Source organism: Enterococcus sp. DIV0174 (assembly GCF_050529065.1).
GTDB classification, from domain to species: Bacteria; Bacillota; Bacilli; order Lactobacillales; family Enterococcaceae; genus Enterococcus_B; species Enterococcus_B thailandicus.
In genome coordinates this window covers 2,592,016-2,617,500 of sequence record NZ_CP172881.1, presented here as the reverse complement: position 1 = coordinate 2,617,500, position 25,485 = coordinate 2,592,016, and the positions used below count along the sequence as shown (strand labels likewise).

Here is a 25,485-nt window from a genome sequence, read left to right as displayed (position 1 = left end):
ATTTATGAAGAAATCGAACATTTAATTGGTTATGGTGGCGTAAATAAGTATGCAGAAGGAATTTATCTCCCATACTCACCACGAATGAAACAAATTTTTGCATTAGCTAATAGCGAAGCAAAAAAAATGAATATTCAAAAAATCGGAACAGAACAGATTTTAGCTAGCTTACTAAAAGATGAGAGTATTATGGCTACACGCATTCTTATTAATCTAGGGGTCGATGTTTCTACTGTTCGCCAAATGCTTAAACGAAAAATGGGTATGAATGAAGGACCTAAAAATAATGCTAGTCGTCGGAGAAGTCCGCAAGACAAACGTCAGACCGTTAAAGGAACACCGACCTTAGATTCGTTAGCACGTGATTTAACTAAATTAGCGAAAGAAAATAAATTAGACCCTGTTGTAGGTCGTTCAAAAGAAGTGAAAAGAGTAATCCAAGTATTAAGTCGACGAACAAAAAACAATCCTGTTCTTGTTGGAGAACCAGGCGTTGGTAAAACAGCCATTGCTGAAGGATTGGCTCAGAAAATTATTTTAGGTGAAGTACCTGAAGAAATGCGTTCAAAACGCTTGATGATGCTAGATATGGGTTCTTTAGTGGCAGGAACAAAATATCGTGGCGAATTTGAAGATCGTATGAAGAAAGTAATTGACGAAATTTATAATGATGGCCAAGTTATTTTGTTTATTGATGAGCTACATACATTGATTGGCGCTGGTGGTGCTGAAGGCGCGATTGATGCATCAAATATTCTAAAACCGGCATTGGCGCGCGGTGAACTTCAAACAATTGGTGCGACAACCTTAGATGAATACCAAAAGTACATCGAAAAGGATTCTGCTTTAGAAAGACGTTTCGCACGTATTCAGGTAGAGGAACCTTCAGCTGAAGAAGCAGAAGAAATCTTGCGTGGGTTACGTTCACGTTATGAAGAACATCATGGTGTAGCAATTACTGATGAAGCTTTACGCGCTGCAGTTACCCTTTCTGTTCGCTACATCAATTCTAGACAGCTTCCAGATAAAGCAATTGATTTGATTGATGAATCGGCAGCAAAAGTTCGATTAGATCAAACGAGTGATGTAAGCGAGTCAGTTGTAGTTAAAGCTGAGATTGACCGTTTAATTAGTGAGAAAGAAAGAGCAATTCAAAAACAGGATTTTGAAACTGCAGCTCATTTGCGCAACCAAGAAAAGAAAGCTACACAAAAGCTTGAAAAACTTTTGTTGATAGAAGAAAAAAATACAAGTGGTTACGCTAATCGAGTAACGGATGAAGATGTTGCAACAGTTGTGTCTGAATGGACAGGTGTCCCATTACAACAACTGGAGAAAAAAGAAAGCGACCGTTTGTTAGAGTTAGAAACATTATTACATGAACGAGTAGTAGGACAAGACGAAGCGGTTAAAGCAGTATCTAGAGCAATTCGTCGAGCAAGGAGTGGGTTGAAAGATCCACAGCGTCCAATTGGTTCATTCATGTTTCTTGGCCCAACAGGTGTTGGAAAAACAGAACTTGCAAAAGCTTTATCCGAAGTAATGTTTGGTAGTGAAGAATCATTAATTCGTGTAGATATGTCTGAATTTATGGAAAAATATAGTACTAGTCGATTGATTGGTTCGCCTCCAGGCTATGTTGGTTATGATGAAGGTGGACAATTAACAGAAAAAATTCGCCAAAAACCGTATTCAGTTATCTTGTTAGATGAAGTTGAAAAAGCACATCCAGATGTTTTTAACTTATTATTACAAGTACTTGATGATGGTCATTTGACGGATTCAAAGGGTAGAAAAGTTGATTTTAGAAATACAATTCTAATTATGACATCGAACATTGGAGCGACACAAATTCGAGAAGAAAAAAATGTTGGATTTAACGTTCAAGATTTAACAAAAGATCATAAAGCAATGCAAAAAAGAATTTTGGAAGAATTAAAGAAAGCCTTTCGTCCCGAATTCTTGAACAGAATTGATGAAACAGTAGTCTTCCATTCTCTGAACAAAGAAGAAATTCGTGAAATTGTTCAAATTATGAGTAAAGCGATTGTAAAACGTTTAGCAGACCAAGATATTGAAGTGAAAATTACCCAAGCTGCAATTGATATCATTGGTAAAGCTGGATTTGATCCAGAGTATGGCGCTCGTCCAATCCGTCGTGCTCTTCAAAAAGAAGTCGAAGATCGATTGAGTGAAGCTTTGCTTAGTGGGGAGATTCATCTAGGTGATCGAGTAACTATTGGTGGTTCGAAAGGGAAAATCACTTTGAATGTTAGAGAACCGAAAGTTAAAAAGGAAATCGTTTCTGTCTGAATTTACATTGGATAAATGACACAAAAATCAATTTTGATTTTTGTGTCATTTTTTTTACTTTCTAACTAAGAAAACCAAAATATATTTTCGAAAATCCAACTTTAAATATAACGGACTATTGGAAAGTTTTTAGACCTATGCTACTATTATGAGGTTGTAGAAGGAGGTAACTATGATCGAAATCATAACTACTGTTGAATCATTTAACCAAGCAGAAGAATTACTAAAAGCAGGTGTTGATACTTTATATTTTGGTGAAGAACAATTCGGGTTACGTTTGCCGGCTTCATTTACTAGAAAAGAACAGCGCGAATTAGTTGAATTAGCACATAAATATGGAAAAAAAGCGAATATCGCTGTTAACGGTATTATTCATCCAGAAAAAATGAAAAAGGTACCAGAATATCTTCAATTTTTAAAAGAAATTGGAACAGATGTCATTACGGTAGGCGACACTGGAATTATTTATACAATGAAGAAAAATCCAGAATTACGTTTGCCGTTTATTTATGATGGTGAAACACTGGTAACGAGCTCACGCCAAATTAATTTTTGGAGTAAAAAAGGAGCTGTTGGTGCTGTTTTATCGAGAGAAGTTCCTTTTGATGAGATGAAAGCAATGGCAGAATCACTAGCAGTTCCAACAGAAATTTTAGTATACGGTGCTACTTGTATCCATCAATCAAAACGACCACTATTACAAAATTATTATAACTATACACAACAAACAGAAGAAGTTGGACGTGAAAGAGGTCTTTTTATTTCTGAACCTAAGAAAGAAGAAACTCACTATTCGATTTACGAAGATAGTCATGGCACACATATTTTTGCAAGTAATGATTTGAATTTAATGAACGAGTTGGAACAATTAAATACTTATCATTATCAAACTTGGAAACTAGATGGTTTATTCACTTCAGGAGAAGCTTTTGTTGAAATTGCTAAGTTATTTGTCGAAGCAAAAAATAATATTTTAGCAGGAAATTGGAACGAAGGAATAGCAAATGAATTAACAGAGAAAGTTCGCAAGTTACATCCAGAAAATCGAGAATTGGATACAGGATTCTTTTATATTGATCCTACTTCAATCAAATAAGGAGTATGACGAAAGAAAAATGACAACCAAAAAGAAATTAAAACGTCCGGAAGTCTTAGCTCCGGCTGGAACATTAGAAAAATTAAAAACGGCTATTCATTATGGTGCTGATGCTGTTTATATCGGTGGAAATGCTTATGGGTTACGAAGTCGCGCGGGTAATTTTACTTATGAAGAAATGGCTGAAGGTGTTGCTTTTGCAAAAGAACATCAAGCAAAAGTTTATGTAGCTGCAAATATGGTTACGCATGAAGGAAACGAAGAAGGAGCGGGAGAATTTTTCCGTAGTTTACGTGATGTTGGTATTTCTGCTGTGATTGTCTCTGATCCAGCATTAATTGAAATTTGTGCAACAGAAGCCCCCGGGTTACCAATTCATTTGTCAACACAAGCTTCTGCTACCAATTTTGAAACTTTGGAATTTTGGAAAGAGGAAGGCTTGGAACGAGTTGTTTTGGCTCGTGAAGTATCAATGGAAGAAGTTGCAGCTATTCGTGAAAATACGGACATTGAGATAGAAGCATTCATCCATGGAGCTATGTGTATTTCGTATTCTGGTCGTTGTACGTTATCTAATCACATGTCGATGCGTGATGCAAACCGTGGTGGATGTTCACAATCATGTCGTTGGAAATATGGCTTGTTTGATATGCCGTTTGGTCAAGAACGTAATAGTTTGACAGATTCTGGAGAAATCGAAGAAGAATTTTCAATGAGTGCTGTAGATATGTCAATGATCGAACATATTCCTGAACTAATCGAAAACGGCGTAGACAGCTTTAAAATCGAAGGTAGAATGAAATCAATTCATTATGTTTCTACGGTTTCAAATGTTTATAAAGCTGCGGTAGATAGTTATATGGCTGATCCAGAAAATTATGTATGTAAACAAGAGTGGATTGATGAATTGTGGAAAGTTGCACAAAGAGAACTGGCAACTGGATTTTATTATGATACGCCGAGTGAGAACGAGCAATTATTTGGTGCGCGACGTAAAATCCCTGTTTATAAATTCGTTGGAGAAGTTTTAGCTTATGATACTGAAACGAAAATGGCGACAATTCGTCAAAGAAACTTATTTTCTATTGGGGATGAAATTGAGTTTTATGGTCCTGGGTTCAATCATTTTTATCAAACGGTAGAAGTTATGTATAATGAGGACGGCGAATCAATTGACCGTGCACCAAATCCAATGATGATTTTAACAATGCCGGTTGAGCAACCAGTTAAACCAGGTGATATGATTCGTAAAAAGAAAGAATAATGACCGAGGCAACTCGTCTTTTCTAGGAGGAACGAAATGAAAACCTATGATTATATCGTGATTGGTGGAGGATCCGGCGGGATTGCTTCTGCGAACCGTGCGGGTATGTATGGCGCGAAAGTTTTATTGATTGAAAGTAATGAACTTGGCGGAACTTGCGTAAATGTCGGTTGTGTACCTAAAAAAGTGATGTGGCAAGCAAGCACGATTTTAGAAACAATTGAGCGAGATGCATCAAGCTATGGAATTCAAGCAGATGTAACGAAGGTTGACTTTTCCGAATTAGTAGAAAAACGTCAAAAATATATCGACTTTTTACATGGAGCTTATCAGCGAGGATTAGACAGTAATCAAGTAGATGCAATTAAGGGATATGCAACATTTATTGATAGTCAAACAGTTGAAGTAAATGGTGAACAATACCAAGCACCTAAAATTTTAATTGCGACAGGTGGTCGTGCAAGTCAAATGAAAATCCCTGGTGGTGAATACGCAATTGATTCTAACGGTTTCTTTGAATTAACTGAGTTACCAGCTCGAACAGTTGTACTAGGTGCAGGATATATTGCTGCAGAACTTTCTGGCGTGTTGCAAGGGTTTGGTAGTGAAGTGATGTGGGCATATCGAAAAGAAAGACCCTTACGCACATTTGATAAGATGCTATCAGATAACCTGATTGAAATATACCAATCAGCAGGAATGAAGACTTTTGCTAATCATACAGCGGTTGAGATTATCAAAAATGAAGAAGACTATACAGTTGTTTTTGAGAATGGTAATACGTTAACGGGTGACTGTGTGCTTTTTGCAGGTGGTCGTGTACCTAATACTGAAAATCTTGGACTAGAAAATACAAATGTAACCCTTACAAAAAAAGGTTTTGTTCAAGTTGATAAGTATCAAAATACAACAGATGAACATATTTTTGCTGTGGGTGACGTCATTGGGAAAATCGATCTAACACCAGTGGCAATTGCTGCTGGACGCCGGTTATCAGAGCGTTTATTTAATGACAAGAAAGATGAACATTTGGATTATAACTTAGTTCCGACTGTGATCTTTACACATCCACCAATTGCTACGATTGGTTTGACAGAAGAAGAGGCATTGAAAAAATATGGTGAAAAAGAAATCAAAGTTTATCGCTCACGTTTTACTCCAATGTACTTTGCACTGAGTGACTATCGTCAAAAATGTGAAATGAAACTGATTTGTGTTGGAAAAGAAGAAAAAATCGTTGGGCTACATGCTATTGGTGTAGGTGTAGATGAAATGTTACAAGGTTTTGCTGTTGCCATCAAAATGGGTGCAACAAAAGCAGATTTTGATGACACAGTGGCTATTCATCCAACTGGTGCAGAAGAATTCGTAACTATGCGCTAGAAAATTCATAAAATAAAAAACGTTCAAGCAAAAAATCACTATTGATTTTTTTGCTTGAACGTTTTTAATTTGTTCTAGTCAAAATTGTTTGTGTTAAAGTTAATAAATTTTCTTTGGTTTGTTCAGTTGTTTGAGGTAATTTTTGAATATCTTTCAAAGCAGCATCGGTATATTTAGCAGCTAATCGTTGTGCGTGTTTAACACCACCAAATTCATGAACTAATTGTCGGACTGTGTTGACGTCTTCAAGAGTCATATCTCCTCTTTTTTCTAAATAAGGAAGTAAGGCAGCCTGTTCCTTTTGCAAAGAATAAATCAATGGTAGTGAGTAGACACCTTGACGCATGTCTTCCAAAACCGGTTTACCAATTTCCTCACTGTCTTGTGTGTAATCTAAGATATCATCAATGATTTGAAAAGCAAGTCCGATATTTTTACCAATTTCACCTGCTTTTTTAGCAAAATATTCAGATGTACCACTTTCATAGGCACCAATAAAACAACTCAATTGGAAGAGTTCAGCGGTTTTTCCTGAGATATTTTCTAAATATTCTTTTACAGATAAATTGTATTGATAACGGTCATCCATTTGTCCAAGTTCACCATCGAGTACTTTTTCCATACTTCTTGAGTTTAGTTGTAAACTTTTAAGTGATGTTGAGTAGTCTGATAATAACTTGAAACAACAAACAAATAAATAATCGCCCGCGTATACGGCAACGGTGTTCCCAAATTGATTACGTAAAGTGGGCTTTCCACGGCGTAAATCTGACTCATCAACGATATCATCGTGGATGAGTGTTGCTGTGTGTAACATTTCAATTGACGCAGCAAGCGAAATTGCTTTGTCACGATCACGTTCTGATCCAAATTGTGAAAAAAGTAATTGATAAGCTGGTCGTAATAACTTCCCACCAGCATGAATTGTTTCACGAATTGCTTGCTCGACAGGTTTATTTTTAAGATTGATGATTTGTTCCATTTTGGTTAACGTAGCTTCTAGTTCTAAAGCTAAAGTTGGGTAATTTTTCCACATTGGATGTAGATTCATAAAAAACTCCTCGTATAACGATTATTTTTTTAAAAACACTGGGCTCCATTTTTGTTTGGTTTCCCGTTCATAATCCAGTTGGAATCGTTGAAGTGTTTGGACATGCTGTAATAAATAATTTGCGGCAATACCAATTGCGATTCCAGATAAAATGCCAAAAACTGAAAGGACAGGTAGGTACAGCATAACTGTCCAAGATTGAGCAATAAAGGACGCAGTGACTAATTGACCTACATTATGCATAAAACCACCTGTAGCACTGATTCCAATAATGCTGACGCGTTTTGGCCCTAATTGTTTTATCAAAAGCATTCCAAAGTAACTCAATAAAGCACCGCTCATACTATAAAGAAAAGTTGAAATCGTTCCGCCAAGTAAAGTTGTTAAAAATAAACGCAACCAAATCAAGAGGAAACTATCTCTTTTTTTCATTGTAAAAATGGCTACAATGGTAATTAAATTTGCTAATCCTAATTTTGCACCAGGAGCAAAAGCAAACGGGTAAGGAATCATATTCTCTAATAAACCAATAATGACTCCTTGAGCCACGAGTAAGGAGATATAAATTAATTTTTGTAGTTTGCTCATAATTTTTCCAGCTAGTAAATCAAGCTGTCTGCCTCACTCCCGTCTGTTGATCGAACTTCAATCACTAATTTATGAGGTAAACAAACAATTGTCTCGCCGTTTTTCGTTACCCATCCACGACGAACACAAATTTGATCCCCACAATCTGCTTCTTTCATTCGTATTTTATCACCGGCAATCTCAATAATATTGTAGTCACCATCTGCATCTGTATATGTGTAAGTATAGCTCTTATTTCCACTGATTAAAGGAAACGTTTTGATTTCTGTTCCATCTACGCGTAAAACAGCTTCTTTTTCTGCAACAGACTGACTTTGTTGACTCCCAAAAATAATAATTGGTAGAAAAGAAAGGACAATCAAAAGCATAATGATGAAAATATCCCATGGTTTGAGTAAACTTTTCTTGATAAAATCTTTCATTCTGTAATTGACCCCCTTGTTCCAGAATAACTGCTCCAATTTTAGCATAGGAACAAAAGAAAGTCCTAGGTTCCCCTAGAACTTTCTTCTAAAATCATTTTATTTTTCACCGTAGCGAGCTTTTGGTCTACCATACCACCAACTACCTAGTGTACGTTGTAACCATGGGATAACCCAACGATCTAAACCAATTGCGCGACCAGAACCATTCATAAGTGCGAATGCTACAAAGATAAACCAAATGTTTACCCAATAGAACATACCTGATAGACAGAAAGTAATGACAAGAACGATTGTTGTTGCACTACATAACCATGTAAATAATCCTGCAATCAATGCTAATGCTAAAGCAATTTCGAAGAAGACCATGAATTTTTGGAAGAACATTGCAACGTCATTATTGGGCATAATAAATTGCATGATTTTTGTAAACCAATTTGGTGATTTTTCGATAACTGCCATTGGTTGTTCGCCATAAGCGTAACTTAAACCAAAGTGTGCAGCTTGTGTAGCTGTTTCTGCTGTTGCTTCACCAGCACCACTCGCAGCTGTTGTTGCATCACCGGCTGCTGATGCGCCACTTGCAACATCTGCAACGTTGTATTCCCATGTCCAAGGGAATACGCTATTTCCTTGGAACCACGAACCTTCACCAAACCAAGTGCTAGGTTTTAGTACTTCACCATCACCAACAATTTTCTTACCAGCTTCTATAAACCATACCAGTCCGTAGAAAACACGAAGAGGAACACTCCACAAAACATTTCCGTAACGTGAAGAATGTCCGCGGGCAACATTACGATCATCTTTAATGTGGAAGAACTCATGCATCAAGTATTGGAACATATAGTAACCAGAACGAATATCGAAGAAATATTTTAAGTTAACGATATGTTTCATAATGATAGCTAAAAATCCGCTTAAATGAATTTTATCAAATAAGTTTGCAACGCCCCATTTGGCTCCAATTGAAACCATAAATCCTTGATAATTTCCTTTGAATTTATGTTTCTCGCCGCCTTTAATAGAAGCGACGATGTTTGCAGCAGCAGTATGACCTGTTTGTTCAGCCGCTTGAACGATTTGAGGAGTTGGTGTATTTGGAAATTCTTCGTAGAATACTAAATCACCAATGATATAAATGTTTTTATCTTCATATCCTTTAGCTTGCATGTATTCATTAGCAACTAGACGTTGGCCACGTGCTGTTTCAAGACCAAAGTCAGCAGCATCCGTTGTACCTTTGACACCAGCAGTCCAAATTAATGTGTGTGTTGGAATTTGACGTCCGTCTTTTAATTTAATGTGATCCGCATCCACTTCAACGATTGGTGAATTTAACAATAGTTCAACGTTGTGCTTTTGTAAGTAACGTTCTGCTTTAGCAGCGTCGTTACGATCAAGCATATTTAAAATTGTTGGCATTGCTTCAACAACCATTAAAGTAATTTCGTTTGGATCTAATTTATAGTCTTTTGCTAAACGAGCTTTCCAATCGATTAACTCACCAATCATTTCAATCCCAGTGAATCCAGAACCACAGACAACGAATGTTAGCATTGCTTTTCGTAAGGCATCATCTGGTTCAATTGCTGCTTTAGCAACAGTTGTTTCAATGTGTTCACGAATTTTTACTGAGTCTTCAAATGACCAAAGTGTGAATCCATGTTCCTTCACTCCAGGAGTTCCGAAATCATTTGGTTCACCACCCATACCTAAAATCAATTGATCAAATGGATAAGTACCTAGTTTTGTTTTAACAATTTTCTTTTCTTTGTCGATACCAATTACTGTATCGGTAACTAATTGCACATTTTTTTGGCGAGAAAATAAGTGTTGTAAGTCATATTGAATGGCTTCTGGTTCAACACGTCCTCCGGCAACTTCATGTAATTCTGTCATCATAGTGTGATAAGAATGGCGATCAATCAAAGTGATCGTTACGTCTTCTTTTTTAAGTTTTTTTGCCAGTAATTTTGTTGCTGACACACCGGCATACCCTGCACCTACAACGACAATATTTTGCTTTGTCATTGATAATCCGCTCCTTAGTAAACATTTCAGTTTGATAATTACTACACAATCCTTTTACATTATATATACGTTATGTAAATTTGTCTAACTCCTTTTCCATTTTTTAATCAAAAGATTATTAAGCGCTTTTTTCACGAAAGTTACTGAAAGAAAACGATTTACATATTCATGTTATTTTTTTAAGAAAACGGTTGACTTATTGGTGTGATTCATTAGAATGTATAATGAATCACAAATTATTTATAAGAATTATAAAAAGGGATTGGTGGGTTAATAATGAAAAAGAATCGTTTTGTAACTGGATTTGCTGTTTTAGCGTTTTCAGCCTTGGTATTAGGAGCTTGTGGAGCAGACAACAACAGTAGTTCAGAAAGTTCAACTTCAGAATCTTCAGTTGCACAATCTTCACAAAGTTCAACAACTGAATCAACTGCAACTGTAATCGCAGGTGGAGAATTACAAGATGGCACATATAAATTAGAAGAAAAAAATTATTCAAATGGTTATCGTACCGTGTTCACAATCGTTGTTAAAGATGGAAAGATCACTGAATCAAACTATGACAATGTAAATGAAGATGGAAAATCAAAACAAGAAGATGCTGATTACAATAAAAATATGAAAGCAAAATCTGGTACAAATCCAGAAGCATTTATTCCTGAATTAAATGAAAAATTTGTTGAAGCACAAAACCCAGGTGATGTAGAAGTAGTAACAGGAGCAACTCATTCATCAGAAAGCTTCCAAAACTACGCTCAACAATTAGTCCAAGCTGCTCAAGCTGGAAACACAGAAACAATTGAAATTGATAATGGTGCTGACTTGAAAGATGGTACTTATACTTTAGAAGAAAAAAATGAAAAAAATGGTTACCGTACAACATTTGAATTAACTGTAGCTGATGGTAAAGTTACAAAATCAAACTTTGATTACATCAATGCAGATGGAAAATCAAAACAAGATGACGCTGAATACAACAAATCAATGAAAGAAAAAAGCGGAACTGCTCCAGAAACATACATCCCAGAACTAAACGAAGAATTAGTTAAAGTGATGAGTGAAGAAGACGGTTCACCAGCTGATGTAGAAGTAGTAACAGGTGCTACACATAGCTCACATTCATTTATTATGTATGGTCAACAATTGATCAATGCTGCTGAAAAAGGCGATACAACGACAATTGAAGTTGACAACATCGTAACTAAATAATTAAACAAGAAATGATGACGGGCTGATCACTTAATTGGGATCAGCCTCTTTCTTTTTGGTGTCGACCTTTTCATTTAGAAAAAAAGAAGGTATGATAACTTGAGAATAAGTAAAAAGGGGAAAATTATGCGTAAAAAATTACTACTTTCCTTAATAGCCGTATGTACCTTAGTTGCACTGGTTGGTTGTGGTTCATCATCTGAAAAGACAGCTGATAGCGATAAACCAGCCAAAGGAATTTTGAGTGAACCATATGCACAAGAAAAATTCTTGTTAGGAACTTATGTACGAATACGAGTGTATGATGAAGGAAAAAAATCTGTATTAACACCAGCCTTTGATCGAGTAAAAGAATTAGGCGACAAAATTACAATCAATCAATCAGGTTCCGAGATTGATGAGGTCAATGCACAAGCAGGTATTAAACCTGTTAAAGTTTCTGATGATGTTTATTCACTTGTGAAGAAAGCATATGAATATAGTGAAGATTCTCGTGGCGGTTTTGACATGGCAATTGGTTCAGTAACACAACTGTGGCGCATTGGTTTTGATGATGCCAGAAAACCATCACAAGAAGAAATTGATCAAGCTTTAAAATTAGTTGACTATCATAAAATTGAATTGAATGATGAAGAAAAAACTGTTTACTTAAAAGAAAAAGGAATGATTATTGACTTAGGGGCAATTGCTAAAGGATACATTACGGATGAAGTTGTCAAGGTACTAAAAGATAACGGCGTAACAACAGCAATTGTTGATTTAGGCGGAAATGTATATGTTTTAGGACACAGTCCTCGTGGAGAAAATCAAGATTGGAATGTCGGCATTCAGGATCCTAATCTTGCTCGTGGTTCGGTTTTAGGGACAATCAAAGAAAAAAATAAAACGCTCGTAACCTCTGGAATTTATGAACGCTATTTGGAAGTAGATGGTGTGAAATACCATCATTTATTTGATCCTCAAACAGGATATCCTTTTGACAATGATATTGCTAGTGTGACAATCATCACAAATAAATCAATTGATGGTGACGGCCTTTCAACAGCAGTTTTCTCAATGGGTGTGAAAAAAGGGTTATCTTATGTTGAAGAATTAGACAATGGAACAAATGCTATTTTTGTTACCAAAGAAGGAAAAGTCTATGTGACTGATCCAATCAAAGATGAATTCAAATTAGCGGAAGACTCAGATTACTCAATGGGTGATCGTTCGAAGCTAGAATAGGAGTAAGCAGATGTCACTGAACATTTTTTTAGAAGTCGTTGAGATTCGAACAAAAGTGGCAAGTGTATTTCCTTTTGCGATAGGGGTCTTATTCTCTATCGCTTTTTTTCATGAAGTACACTGGTTAAGTACACTTTTATTTTTTATAGGAATGTTAGTTTTTGATTTAGCAACGACAGCAATCAATAATTATATGGATTATCAAAAAGCGCATTCGGAAGTCTATAAATATCAAGAAAACGTAATTGGTCGAACAAATACTTCACCAAAAATTATTCGAAATATGATTTTGGGGATGATTGCATTTGTTTTTATTATCGGTATCATTTTGACAATCCAAACGGGCTGGTTACTGTTAGTGATGGGAGCGGTTTGCTGTTTTATTGGTGTGTTTTATACTTTTGGTCCCATTCCTTTATCACGTATGCCATTAGGAGAAATTTTTAGTGGATTTACGATGGGGCTGGGGATTTTTGCAATGGTTGTTTATGTCAATACTCATAATACGAATGTCTATGATTTAATGATTGATTTCCAAACTGGTAATTTTGCGTTGGAAGGAAATTTTTGGGCAGTTGCGGCTATTGTTCTCGCTTCTTTACCATTAGTTTTTACAATTGCCAATATCATGCTAGCCAATAATTTAAGAGATCTTGATCGAGACATTGAAAATCATCGTTATACGTTAGTGTTTTATATTGGTCGCCCAGTGGGAACAGTTCTTTTTCAAAGCTTGATGTATGCTAGTTATGTAGCGATATTATTAGGATTGTTGACGGGCGTATTTGAATGGCCAATCTTGATTATCTTAGCAACTTTTCCGAAAATTCACGGGAACTTGCAAGCATTCAAAAAAAGTTTGCCACAACCAATTAGTTTTAGTTATTCCATCAAAAACATGATTTTGTTTAATGGTAGCTATGTTTTAGGATTATTGTTAACTATTCTTTGTCAAAACATCTAATAAAAAATACGCATATCTTATGATAGAAAATTTGTCATAAGGTATGCGTATTTTTAATTGATTGATGAAAGACTGATTTCCCCAGAAGATAATATTTTAAGTTCTTGAGGGGTTTGAACTACTAATTCACCTGTATCCGTAATTGATTTAGCAACGCCATGATACGTGATACCTTTTTGAGTAAAAGAAACTTGTTTACCCAAAACAAATGATTTTTTTCGATAGAAGGATAAGTATTCTTTATTTGCTGGCTCACGTAAGTAAGCAAATAATTCTTTCCAAATTTCAATGATTAATTGATTACGAGTAATCGTTGCATGACCATCAGGAAATATAGAAGTTGCTTTTTGCTGTATTTCTTGGGGAAATTCATTTTGTGGTAATGAAAAATTAATACCCATCCCAATAATTACGTGGCTGATTCTGCCAGATTCCATATCGCTAATCGCTTCTGATAAAATACCACAAACTTTTTTACCATTGATATAAATATCATTGACCCATTTGATTTGAGTTGATGCCCCCGTAAGTTTTTCGATTGCTTTAGCACAAGCGCTGGCTGCAACTAAAGTGTATTGAGGTAATTCATCAAACTCTTGGTTGGGATGCAAAAGTAAACTCATGTAAATGCCACGTTCTGGTTCGGCAAAAAATGGTCGGCCGAAACGACCACGTGCATTTTCCTGCATGTCTGCCACAAATAATGCAGGGTAGTCTGCTCCTTTTGCGGCAATTAGTTTTGCATCTTGCATCGTTGATTCAGAAGTAGCCATTGTCTGCACGTGCAAATGTGGCTGGTCGTTCTGAAGTTCCTGTTTGATTTCTGTTGCGTCTAGTACATCAGAGGGTAAGTACCGATAGCCGGTTGGCCCATGTTCAAATTGATAGCCAGCTTTTTCTAATTCTTTGATTGCTTTCCAAACACTGGTACGAGAAAGTTGTAGTTCTTGGGCAATTTTTTCTCCAGAAAGAAATGTCGTTGAATTTTTTAGTAAACGAAGTACAGTATCTTTTGTAGCCATCTGATTATCCAACTCCTTTTTTGTTATTGTATCAAATTCTGGCTTTCTTCGTATACAATAGTAAAAAGTTAATTTCAGCTGCTTTTCTTTTTATTGAATTAAGCTAAAAGAACAGTATCTTCTTTCAGTGTTGTACCGCTATTCTTTTTGAAAAGATCAAGTAATTTAGTAACAGTTAATTGTTGTTTTTCTTCATTTGCAATATCAACAACGATTTGTCCTTGATGCAACATGATTAAGCGATTGCCGTAACGAATGGCATCTTCCATATCATGTGTAACCATGAAAGCTGTTAATTTTTGTTCCTGAATTAATTTCTGAGTCAATTCCATTACAGTAGCAGAAGTTGCCGGATCCAGTGCAGCAGTATGTTCATCTAATAAAATCAATTCGGGGCGTTGTAACGTCGCCATTAATAATGTGATTGCTTGTCGTTGCCCGCCAGATAATAAACCAATTTCTGTAGTCAGACGATTTTCTAATCCTAAATTTAGGCTTGCTAGTTGTTCTTTAAAAAATTGGCGGTCCTGAGGCTTTACGCCACGAAAGAAACCACGTTTTTTGCCTCGTTTCATTGCAAGAGCTAAATTCTCTTCAACAGTTAAACGAACAGCTGTCCCTAGCTTGGGATCTTGGAATACACGGCTGATATTTTTGGAACGTTCTACTACAGATTTTTTGGTAATGTCTTGTTCACGTAAGAGAATTTGCCCTTGATCGACAGTAAAAGTTCCCGCAATACTATTAAGTAAGGTAGATTTTCCAGCACCATTTCCTCCAATAATTGTTACAAAATCTTCCGGTTGGAGTGCGAGGTTGATTCCTTTTAGTACATGATTTTCGTTTGTTGTTCCTTTTTCAAAAGTATGATGTAAATCTTTAATTGTCAATACAGGACTCATTTGTTGTTCCCTCCTCGATTGAATTTAGGAATGCGCAATTTTTCTTGAATTTGTGGGAAAGATAAACAGATAACTAAAACTAATGCAGAAGCTAATTTAGAGTCACTAGGTTCGACATTCAATTCGAAAACGAGTGCCAAAATGAAGCGATAAATCACTGCACCAAGAATGACTGTTAAGAAACGTGAAAGTAGAGGTTGGTTACGGAATAAAACTTCCGCAATAATAATCGAAGCTAAGCCAATAACAATTGTGCCAATTCCAGAATTTAAGTCAGCAAAGCCATTGTTTTGTGCAAGCAATGAGCCAGCTAAAGCAATACAACCATTGGAGATCATATAGCCAATGATTTTCATGTTATCCGTGTTGATTCCATTTGCTTCACTCATCGCTAGGTTGTCTCCCGTTGCTCGAATTGCAAGCCCTGTTTCTGTTCTTAAGAAAAACACTAGTAGAAAAACAATCAGTAAAGCGATACATAAACCGACAATTAAAACGGCAGTTGTTTTTGAAACACCCAATGATTCGACCCATTCAAAAATAGTGGGCTGTCCAAGCAATGAGATATTAGGTGCGCCCATCACTCGTGAGGTCACAGAATACAAACCTGTCATGGTAATGATCCCTGCAAGTAATGCAGGGATTTTTAGTTTGGTATGAAGCAAGCCAGAAACTAATCCAGCTAACGCACCGCCTAAAAAACCTAGCAGGCAGGCAAGCAAAGGATGAATTCCTTGTGTAATACTCATTGCTGCAATTCCAGCACCTAAAGGAAAACTTCCTTCAGCAGTTAAATCAGCAATATCTAAAATACGAAACGTAATATAAACACCAATTGCTAATAATGCCCAAAGAACACCTTGTGAGGCAGATGATAAGAAAATTGAAAGTAGATTTAACATGTTTTGCTCCTCCTATTGTCTGCTATTCGGCTACTTTGATGCTGGAAGGATCAATCCCTAAAGCATCTGCCATTTTTTCATTCACAACTAGTTCTAAATCGTCTGCAGATTCGACAGGAAGTGAGTCGGGTGTTGCTTTTCCATCAAGAATTTTTGCAGCCATGATTCCAGTTTGTTTTCCAAGTTTTTCATAATCAATGCCGACAGTTGCAAGTCCGCCTTCTTTTACTTGTGCAGCTGAACCAGCGACGACAGGGGTCTGAGTTTCTTTTGCGACTTCACCAACGACACTTGCGGCACTAGCAAATGTATTGTCTGTTGGAATATAAATACCATCAACATCTTTGGCTAAACTTTTCGTTACTTGTTGAACATCGTTGGTGGAGTTGGCAGTTAAGACTTTTACTTTGATTCCCGCTTTTTCTAATTCTTTTTGAGCAAGATCGCCTTGAAGCTTAGAGTTTGCTTCACCGTTGTTGTACATGATTCCGATTTTTTTAGCGCCAGGAACGATGCTTAGTAATAAATCAATTTGTTTTTTGATTGGAACCATATCAGAAGTTCCAGTGACGTTCCCGCCAGGTTCTTTGTTGGAAGAAACTAGTTTTGCTTCTTTTAAATCAGTCACCGCAGTAACAGTAATTGGAATAGTTGTCGTTTCATTTAGTAATGATTGGGCAGCAGGTGTTGCAATCCCCAATAATAAATCAGGTTTTTCTTTGACTAATTTTTCGCTCATGCTTTTCAAGTTATCCTGATTGTTTTGAGCGTTTTGATAGTCAATCGTTAAATTTTTGCCTTCAACGTAGCCACCTTCTGACAAGCCTGCTTTGAATCCTTTATAGGAATCGTCGAGTGAATTATGTTGTACAAGTTGAAGTACGCCGACGGTTTTCATTTCTTCATCGCCATTTTTTGCTTCGCTTTTTTGAGCACAGCCGCCTAGTGCAAGTAATACTGTTAGTCCAAGTCCAATTAATACATTCTTTTTCATTTGATTTCCTCCTTAGTTTTAAGAAACAAAAAAATCCATTCAGACATGACGTCTAAATGGATTCGAAAAAGCGAGAAAATAAATAGAAAAGTATGGTACCAGAAATACTTTGTATTTTCTTTGCTTAGCCACTTAGCGTAATGTCTACGTGGCTTTTTGCGTAATACAAAGTTCTTTAGCCATCATAGATACAAACAAGTTGTTTAACGTTTGTATCCATCATGATGAATACAAACCTATCTAAAGTAGCTAAAGTAAAAGTTATTCAGTTGTGTTGGTGTTATTCGATTAGTAATCATAGTAGTTCCTCCACAAAATGAATTTTCTCAATCTTAGCAAAGGAGGTTTGGTCTGTCAACACAAAAGTGAACAATGAAAAAAATTGGTAGTAGATGAAAAATTAAGAAAAGGTTGCGAAAGCAAGTGAGGTAAGCGATGAGAGGTTGACTTTTGTACGAAATACGTGTATTATATGAAGTTGCAAAAACTATCTGATGAATGAAAGGCAGAAACGAAATATTGTCCGTTTCGGCTTTATAAGAGAAACAAAAGTAGGAGCTCACGAAAGTAAGTTTTCAAGAGATTGTTCTATTTTTGGTTTTTTTTTGCCTAAAAGCCGCAAAAAATGTCTGTTGTTACCTAAAAAAAATATTTGAAATATTTTTGTAACAATTAGTCGGGTAGTCTTTTTGAATGACATTTTAGAGGGGTGAAGAGCTTGGCTGGACACGTAGTAAAATACGGAAAACATCGCGAACGTAGAAGTTTCGCACGCATCAGTGAAGTGTTGGAATTACCAAATTTGATTGAAATTCAAACAGACTCTTACCAATGGTTCTTAGATGAAGGACTTAGAGAAATGTTTGAAGACATTTTGCCAATCGATGATTTTAATGGCAATTTATCTTTGGAATTTGTGGATTATGAACTTAAGGAACCTAAGTATACAGTAGCAGAAGCTCGCGCACATGACGCTAACTATTCTGCACCATTACATGTTACTTTGCGTTTAACAAATCGTGAAACAGGTGAAATCAAAGCACAAGAAGTATTCTTTGGCGATTTCCCACTAATGACTGAACAAGGTACATTTATTATCAATGGTGCTGAACGTGTAATTGTTTCTCAATTAGTTCGTTCACCAGGTGTTTACTTCCATGGGAAAGTAGATAAAAACGGAAAAGAAGGCTTTGGCTCAACAGTTATTCCTAACCGTGGTGCTTGGTTGGAAATGGAAACTGATGCAAAAGATATTTCTTATGTACGTATCGACCGTACACGTAAAATTCCTTTGACTGTTTTGGTTCGTGCATTAGGATTTGGTTCTGATGATACGATTTTTGAAATCTTCGGCGATAGCGAAACATTGCGTAACACTATTGAAAAAGACTTGCACAAAAATGCAAGTGATTCACGTACAGAAGAAGGTTTGAAAGATGTTTACGAACGTTTACGTCCAGGAGAACCAAAAACAGCAGATAGTTCTCGTAACTTATTAAATGCTCGTTTCTTCGATCCAAAACGTTACGACTTAGCAAATGTTGGTCGTTACAAAGTAAATAAGAAATTAGACTTAAAAACACGTCTATTAAACTTAACATTAGCTGAAACATTAGTTGATCCAGAAACTGGTGAAATCATCGTTGAAAAAGGAACTGTGTTGACTCACCAAGTGATGGAAACATTAGCTCCATTTATTGACAATGGCTTAAACTCAGTTACTTATTACCCATCTGAAGACGGTGTAGTAACTGATCCAATGACTGTTCAAGTGATCAAAGTCTTTTCACCAAAAGATCCAGAACGTGAAGTTAACGTAATCGGTAATGGTTACCCAGAAGCAGCTGTTAAGACAATTCGTCCTGCAGATATTATTGCTTCAATGAGTTACTTCTTGAACTTAATGGAAGATATCGGGAATGTTGATGATATCGACCACTTAGGTAATCGTCGTATCCGTTCAGTTGGTGAATTATTACAAAATCAATTCCGTATTGGTTTAGCTCGTATGGAACGTGTGGTACGTGAAAGAATGTCTATTCAAGACACAGAAACTTTAACACCACAACAATTGATTAATATTCGTCCAGTTGTAGCAAGTATCAAAGAATTCTTTGGTTCTTCACAGCTATCACAGTTCATGGACCAAACAAATCCATTGGGTGAGTTAACACACAAACGTCGTCTATCAGCCTTAGGGCCGGGTGGTTTGACTCGTGACCGTGCTGGTTATGAAGTTCGTGACGTTCACTATTCTCACTATGGTCGTATGTGTCCGATTGAAACCCCTGAAGGTCCGAATATCGGATTAATTAACAGTTTGTCAAGTTATGCAAAAGTTAATAAGTTTGGTTTTATTGAAACACCATATCGCCGAGTTGATCGCGCGACAGGGCGTGTTACTGATCAAATTGATTACCTAACTGCTGACATTGAAGACCACTATATCGTTGCCCAAGCAAACAGCCTTCTAAATGAAGATGGTACATTTGCTGAAGACGTTGTAATGGCTCGTGCACAAAGTGAAAACTTAGAAGTTTCTATTGATAAAGTTGACTACATGGACGTTTCTCCTAAGCAAGTAGTTGCTGTTGCGACAGCATGTATTCCTTTCTTGGAAAACGATGACTCCAACCGTGCCTTGATGGGTGCCAACATGCAGCGTCAAGCTGTTCCATTGATCAATCCGCAATCACCATGGGTTGGTACTGGTATGGAATATAAATCTGCGCATGACTCAGGTGCTGCATTATTGTGTAAACATGACGGTGTCGTTGAGTATGTAGATGCTTCAGAAATCCGTGTTCGTCGTGATAACGGAGCATTAGATAAATATGTTGTAACAAAATTCCGTCGTTCAAACTCTGGAACAAGTTATAACCAACGCCCAATCGCCCTTTTAGGTGAACGCGTTGAAAAAGGTGATACTTTAGCAGATGGACCTTCTATGGAACAAGGTGAAATGGCGCTAGGACAAAACGTTTTAGTTGGTTTCATGACTTGGGAAGGTTACAACTATGAAGATGCGATTATCATGAGCCGTCGTCTTGTAAAAGATGATGTTTATACTTCAATTCATATTGAAGAGTACGAATCAGAAGCTCGTGATACAAAATTAGGACCTGAAGAAATTACTCGCGAAATCCCTAACGTTGGGGAAGACGCTTTGAAAGACTTAGATGAAATGGGCATTATCCGCATTGGTGCGGAAGTTCAAGATGGCGATTTACTTGTTGGTAAAGTCACTCCAAAAGGTGTAACTGAATTATCAGCAGAAGAACGCTTGCTACATGCAATCTTTGGCGAAAAAGCTCGTGAAGTTCGCGATACTTCATTACGTGTACCACATGGTGGTGGCGGAATCGTTCACGACGTAAAAATCTTTACTCGTGAAGCTGGCGATGAATTGTCACCAGGTGTTAACATGCTCGTTCGTGTTTATATCGTTCAAAAACGTAAAATTCATGAAGGGGATAAAATGGCCGGTCGTCATGGTAATAAAGGGGTTGTATCCCGTATTATGCCAGAAGAAGATATGCCATTCTTACCTGATGGAACACCAATCGATATCATGTTGAATCCATTAGGGGTACCATCTCGGATGAACATCGGACAAGTATTAGAATTACACTTAGGTATGGCTGCACGTCAATTAGGAATCCACGTAGCGACTCCTGTATTTGATGGCGCGACTGATGAAGATGTTTGGGCAACAGTTCGTGAAGCTGGTATGGCTAGCGATGCTAAAACAGTTCTTTATGATGGACGTACTGGGGAACCTTTTGATGGACGTGTGTCTGTTGGGGTTATGTATATGATTAAACTTGCCCACATGGTCGATGATAAATTACATGCTCGTTCAATTGGACCTTACTCATTGGTTACACAACAACCATTGGGTGGTAAAGCTCAATTTGGTGGACAACGTTTTGGGGAAATGGAAGTTTGGGCACTGGAAGCTTATGGTGCTGCTTATACCCTACAAGAAATCTTGACATACAAATCAGATGATGTTGTTGGTCGTGTGAAAACATACGAGGCAATCGTTAAGGGCGAACCAATTCCAAAACCTGGTGTACCAGAATCATTCCGTGTATTAGTTAAAGAATTACAATCATTAGGTTTAGACATGCGTGTCTTAGATATCCAAGACGAAGAAATCGAATTACGCGACATGGATGACGAAGATGATGATTTGATTACAGTAGATGCTTTAACAAAATTTGCTGAACAACAATCTGCAAAAGAATTAGAAAAACAAGCTGCAGAACAAGTTGAAGAAGTGCATGAAGATGCGATTCAAAACTTTGAAACTGCAGAAGATAAATTAGACTAATCCGGTCTATGGGCTGCGAGGCGGTCGATGATCAGCCGCCTTGTGGTTTTGCCATTAAACGAAATGGAGGGAACCCCTTTTGATCGATGTAAATAAATTCGAAAGTATGCAAATAGGTTTGGCTTCTCCCGAAAAAATCAGAAGCTGGTCTTACGGCGAAGTTAAAAAGCCTGAGACGATTAACTATCGTACCTTAAAACCTGAACGCGAAGGGTTGTTCTGTGAGCGGATTTTTGGTCCTACAAAAGACTGGGAATGTGCCTGCGGAAAATACAAACGTATCCGTTATAAAGGAATTGTTTGTGACCGTTGTGGAGTAGAAGTTACTCGCTCGAAAGTTCGTCGTGAACGTATGGGTCACATTGAATTAGCTGCTCCTGTTTCACATATCTGGTACTTTAAAGGTATTCCTTCACGTATGGGTCTTGTTTTAGACATGAGTCCACGCGCATTAGAAGAAATCATTTACTTTGCCTCTTATGTAGTTATCGAACCAGGTAATACTAATTTAGAGAAGAAACAATTATTGACTGAACGTGAATATCGTGAAAAACGTGAACAGTATGGTCAAGAATTCCAAGCTGCAATGGGTGCGGAAGCAATCAAACAATTACTAGATAATGTTGATTTGGATGCAGAAGTTGCAGAATTAAAAGAAGAATTAAAATCAGCACAAGGACAAAAACGTACACGTGCTATTCGCCGCTTAGATATTTTAGAAGCATTCCGTGCCTCTGGAAATGAACCAAGCTGGATGGTTATGGATGTTATTCCTGTTATTCCTCCAGATTTACGTCCAATGGTTCAATTAGAAGGTGGACGTTTTGCAACAAGTGATTTAAACGATTTGTATCGTCGAGTAATCAACCGTAACAATCGTTTGAAACGTTTATTAGATTTGAACGCACCAGGAATCATTGTTCAAAATGAAAAACGTATGTTGCAAGAAGCAGTTGATGCATTGATTGACAATGGTCGTCGCGGCCGTCCAGTTACTGGACCAGGTAACCGCCCATTGAAATCTCTTTCTCATATGCTAAAAGGGAAACAAGGTCGTTTCCGCCAAAACTTACTAGGTAAACGTGTTGACTATTCAGGTCGTTCAGTTATCGTTGTTGGTCCTTTCTTGAAGATGTATCAATGTGGTCTTCCAAAAGAAATGGCTATCGAATTGTTCAAACCATTTGTAATGCGTGAATTAGTCCAACGTGAACTTGCATCAAACATCAAAAATGCAAAACGTAAAATCGAACGTCAAGAAGATGAAGTTTGGGATGTTTTAGAAGACGTAATCAAAGAACACCCAGTATTACTTAACCGAGCGCCTACACTTCACAGACTTGGTATTCAAGCGTTTGAACCAGTATTGGTCCAAGGACGTGCAATTCGTTTGCATCCACTTGTTTGTGAAGCCTACAATGCCGATTTCGATGGAGACCAAATGGCTGTCCATGTTCCATTGAATGAAGAAGCGCAAGCTGAAGCACGTATGTTAATGCTTGCTGCACAAAATATTTTGAATCCAAAAGACGGTAAACCAGTTGTAACACCTTCTCAAGATATGGTTTTAGGTAACTATTACCTAACTATGGAAGAAGAAGGTCGTGAAGGCGAAGGAATGGTCTTCAGAGATCAAAATGAAGCTGTGATTGCATGGCGTAACGGCTACGTTCATTTACACTCACGTATTGGTGTGAACCCTAACACATTAGGTGACAAACCATTTACTGATTGGCAAAAAGAACGCACAATGATTACTACTGTTGGTAAGATTATCTTTAATGAAATCATGCCACAAGAGTTCCCTTACTTGAATGAACCAACTGACTTTAACTTAACTGTTCAAACGCCAGATAAATACTTTGTTGAAGCGGGTACAGATATTCCTGCACACATCAAAGAACAAGAATTGATCTTGCCATTCAAGAAGAAAAACTTAGGAAATATCATTGCTGAAGTCTTCAAACGTTTTAAAGTCACTGAAACATCTAAGATGCTTGACCGTATGAAAGACTTAGGGTACAAACATTCAACTCATGCAGGTATTACTGTAGGGATTGCGGATATCAGTGTTCTTGAAGAAAAACAAGGAATTATCCAAAATGCACACAAACAAGTTGAAACAATTACAAAACAATTCCGTCGTGGTCTAATTACAGATGACGAACGTTATGAACGCGTAATCGCTGTTTGGAATGCTGCCAAAGATGAAATCCAACAAAAACTGATGGAAGGTTTGGAAGCAAAAAATCCAATCTTCATGATGTCTGATTCTGGAGCTCGTGGTAACATCTCCAACTTTACTCAGCTTGCCGGTATGCGTGGATTGATGGCCGCTCCGAATGGTCGAATCATGGAATTGCCAATCATTTCAAACTTCCGTGAAGGACTATCTGTCTTAGAAATGTTTATCTCAACCCATGGGGCTCGTAAAGGGATGACCGATACTGCCTTGAAGACAGCCGATTCAGGTTACTTGACTCGTCGTTTAGTTGACGTAGCGCAAGATGTCATCATCCGTGAAGAAGATTGTGGTACTGATCGTGGTCTTGAAATTCGTGCAATTCGTGAAGGAAATGAAATCATTGAATCATTAGAAGATCGTTTAATTGGACGTTACACTCGTAAAGAAATCCGTAACCCTGAAACAGACGAACTAATTATTGAAGGAAATGAATTAATTTCTGAAGATATCGCAAAACAAATCGTTGATGCTGGCGTTGAAACTGTAACGATTCGCTCAGTATTCACATGTAATACAAAACATGGTGTATGTAAACATTGTTATGGACGTAACCTTGCAACTGGTTCTGATGTTGAAGTAGGTGAAGCAGTTGGTACAATCGCTGCTCAATCAATCGGTGAACCAGGTACACAGTTAACAATGCGTACGTTCCATACAGGTGGGGTTGCCGGAGATGATATTACTCAAGGTCTTCCTCGTGTCCAAGAAATTTTTGAAGCACGTAATCCAAAAGGACAAGCTGTGATTACTGAAGTAACTGGTGATGTTATTGATATCTCAGAAGATCCTGCAACACGTACAAAAGAAGTAACAATTAAAGGTAAAACAGATACTCGTACGTACACTGTACCTTATACAGCACGTATGAAAGTCGCTGAAGGCGATATGATCCATCGTGGTGCTCCATTAACAGAAGGTTCAATCGATCCTAAACAATTGTTGCAAGTTCGTGATGTTTTATCTGTTGAAAATTATCTATTGCGTGAAGTACAACGCGTGTACCGTATGCAAGGGGTAGAAATCGGCGATAAACATATTGAAGTAATGGTACGTCAAATGTTACGTAAAGTTCGCGTAATGGACCCAGGTGACACAGAAATTTTACCAGGTACTTTAATGGATATTGCAGACTTCAAAGATCAAAACTACAATACTTTAGTTGCTGGTGGTGTCCCTGCGACATCTCGTCCAGTCTTGCTAGGTATTACAAAAGCTTCATTGGAAACAAACAGCTTCTTATCTGCTGCGTCATTCCAAGAAACAACTCGTGTCTTGACGGATGCTGCAATTCGCGGTAAGAAAGATCCGCTTCTTGGTTTGAAAGAAAATGTTATCATCGGTAAAATCATCCCAGCTGGTACTGGTATGCAACGTTACCGTGATATGGAACCAAAAGAAGTTGGTGTGGCTAGCGAAAATGTGTACAGTATCTCTGATATTGAAGCACAAATGGCTGCTGAAGATGCAATGAACAATAATCAAACAAAATAAATCATTCACTTGAGAATTTTGGATTGAAATAAAAAGAGGTCGAAC

General features: G+C 37.3%; 17 protein-coding genes (1 of these 17 only partly in view). 9 read left to right on the top strand and 8 right to left on the bottom strand.

What is annotated here, in order from left to right:
• From IGJ93_RS12515 to gor, 4 genes are all read left to right on the top strand, one after another.
• On the top strand, positions 1-2,313 hold the 3' portion of the coding sequence (locus IGJ93_RS12515; protein ID WP_095803883.1) for an ATP-dependent Clp protease ATP-binding subunit. It extends 174 nt beyond the left edge of the window; 2,313 of the gene's 2,487 nt are visible here — the last part of the coding sequence; its start codon lies off the left edge, out of view; its stop codon occupies positions 2,311-2,313.
• 172 nt (positions 2,314-2,485) lie between these two features.
• Positions 2,486-3,409, top strand: coding sequence for a peptidase U32 family protein (locus IGJ93_RS12510; protein ID WP_067484434.1), 924 nt, complete (start codon positions 2,486-2,488; stop codon positions 3,407-3,409).
• 19 nt (positions 3,410-3,428) lie between these two features.
• Complete coding sequence (locus tag IGJ93_RS12505; protein ID WP_095803882.1) at positions 3,429-4,673, top strand: peptidase U32 family protein; 1,245 nt, start codon at positions 3,429-3,431, stop codon at positions 4,671-4,673.
• Positions 4,674-4,709: 36 nt separating this feature from the next.
• Positions 4,710-6,056, top strand: a complete 1,347-nt coding sequence (gor, locus tag IGJ93_RS12500; RefSeq protein ID WP_071869256.1) for a glutathione-disulfide reductase — start codon at positions 4,710-4,712, stop codon at positions 6,054-6,056.
• Between the two features lie 64 nt (positions 6,057-6,120).
• Here the strand turns inward: gor and IGJ93_RS12495 are convergent, their stop codons facing one another.
• From IGJ93_RS12495 to IGJ93_RS12480, 4 genes are all read right to left on the bottom strand, one after another.
• Positions 6,121-7,107 (bottom strand): polyprenyl synthetase family protein, encoded by a 987-nt coding sequence (locus tag IGJ93_RS12495; RefSeq protein ID WP_067484443.1) that lies wholly within the window; start codon positions 7,105-7,107, stop codon positions 6,121-6,123.
• A gap of 21 nt (positions 7,108-7,128) precedes the next feature.
• Positions 7,129-7,695 carry a Gx transporter family protein gene (locus IGJ93_RS12490; protein ID WP_067484444.1) on the bottom strand — a complete coding sequence of 189 codons (567 nt, stop codon included), beginning with the start codon at positions 7,693-7,695 and terminating at the stop codon, positions 7,129-7,131.
• 11 nt (positions 7,696-7,706) lie between these two features.
• On the bottom strand, positions 7,707-8,117 hold the full coding sequence (locus IGJ93_RS12485; protein ID WP_067484449.1) for a NusG domain II-containing protein: 411 nt from the start codon (positions 8,115-8,117) through the stop codon (positions 7,707-7,709).
• A gap of 99 nt (positions 8,118-8,216) precedes the next feature.
• Positions 8,217-10,151 (bottom strand): NAD(P)/FAD-dependent oxidoreductase, encoded by a 1,935-nt coding sequence (locus tag IGJ93_RS12480; protein ID WP_067484452.1) that lies wholly within the window; start codon positions 10,149-10,151, stop codon positions 8,217-8,219.
• A 276-nt stretch (positions 10,152-10,427) separates the two neighbouring features.
• On the opposite strand from IGJ93_RS12480, the gene pplA reads away from it, so the two are divergent.
• The 3 genes from pplA (at position 10,428) to menA (ending at position 13,548) form a co-directional block, all read left to right on the top strand.
• Positions 10,428-11,360, top strand: coding sequence for an extracellular electron transfer flavoprotein PplA (gene pplA / locus IGJ93_RS12475; protein ID WP_067484454.1), 933 nt, complete (start codon positions 10,428-10,430; stop codon positions 11,358-11,360).
• A gap of 126 nt (positions 11,361-11,486) precedes the next feature.
• Complete coding sequence (locus IGJ93_RS12470; RefSeq protein WP_067484456.1) at positions 11,487-12,584, top strand: FAD:protein FMN transferase; 1,098 nt, start codon at positions 11,487-11,489, stop codon at positions 12,582-12,584.
• Positions 12,585-12,594: 10 nt separating this feature from the next.
• A complete protein-coding gene (gene menA / locus IGJ93_RS12465) occupies positions 12,595-13,548 on the top strand; it encodes a 1,4-dihydroxy-2-naphthoate polyprenyltransferase (RefSeq protein ID WP_071869253.1) in 954 nt (317 codons plus the stop codon).
• A 53-nt stretch (positions 13,549-13,601) separates the two neighbouring features.
• Here menA and IGJ93_RS12460 read toward each other — a convergent pair whose 3' ends face one another.
• The 4 genes from IGJ93_RS12460 to IGJ93_RS12445 form a co-directional block, all read right to left on the bottom strand.
• Positions 13,602-14,570 (bottom strand): biotin--[acetyl-CoA-carboxylase] ligase, encoded by a 969-nt coding sequence (locus IGJ93_RS12460; RefSeq protein ID WP_067484461.1) that lies wholly within the window; start codon positions 14,568-14,570, stop codon positions 13,602-13,604.
• A gap of 98 nt (positions 14,571-14,668) precedes the next feature.
• Positions 14,669-15,472: an ABC transporter ATP-binding protein gene (locus IGJ93_RS12455; RefSeq protein ID WP_067484464.1), complete on the bottom strand. Its 804-nt coding sequence runs from the start codon at positions 15,470-15,472 to the stop codon at positions 14,669-14,671.
• Positions 15,469-16,374 carry an ABC transporter permease gene (locus tag IGJ93_RS12450; protein ID WP_067484466.1) on the bottom strand — a complete coding sequence of 302 codons (906 nt, stop codon included), beginning with the start codon at positions 16,372-16,374 and terminating at the stop codon, positions 15,469-15,471. Before IGJ93_RS12450 ends, IGJ93_RS12455 begins: the two co-directional genes overlap by 4 nt.
• A gap of 22 nt (positions 16,375-16,396) precedes the next feature.
• Positions 16,397-17,368 carry an ABC transporter substrate-binding protein gene (locus IGJ93_RS12445; RefSeq protein WP_067484469.1) on the bottom strand — a complete coding sequence of 324 codons (972 nt, stop codon included), beginning with the start codon at positions 17,366-17,368 and terminating at the stop codon, positions 16,397-16,399.
• Between the two features lie 718 nt (positions 17,369-18,086).
• Here IGJ93_RS12445 and rpoB point away from each other — a divergent pair.
• Both rpoB and rpoC read left to right on the top strand, forming a co-directional pair.
• Positions 18,087-21,704 (top strand): DNA-directed RNA polymerase subunit beta, encoded by a 3,618-nt coding sequence (gene rpoB, locus IGJ93_RS12440; RefSeq protein WP_082904101.1) that lies wholly within the window; start codon positions 18,087-18,089, stop codon positions 21,702-21,704.
• 79 nt (positions 21,705-21,783) lie between these two features.
• Positions 21,784-25,440, top strand: a complete 3,657-nt coding sequence (gene rpoC, locus IGJ93_RS12435; RefSeq protein ID WP_067484475.1) for a DNA-directed RNA polymerase subunit beta' — start codon at positions 21,784-21,786, stop codon at positions 25,438-25,440.
• Positions 25,441-25,485 lie beyond the last annotated feature (45 nt).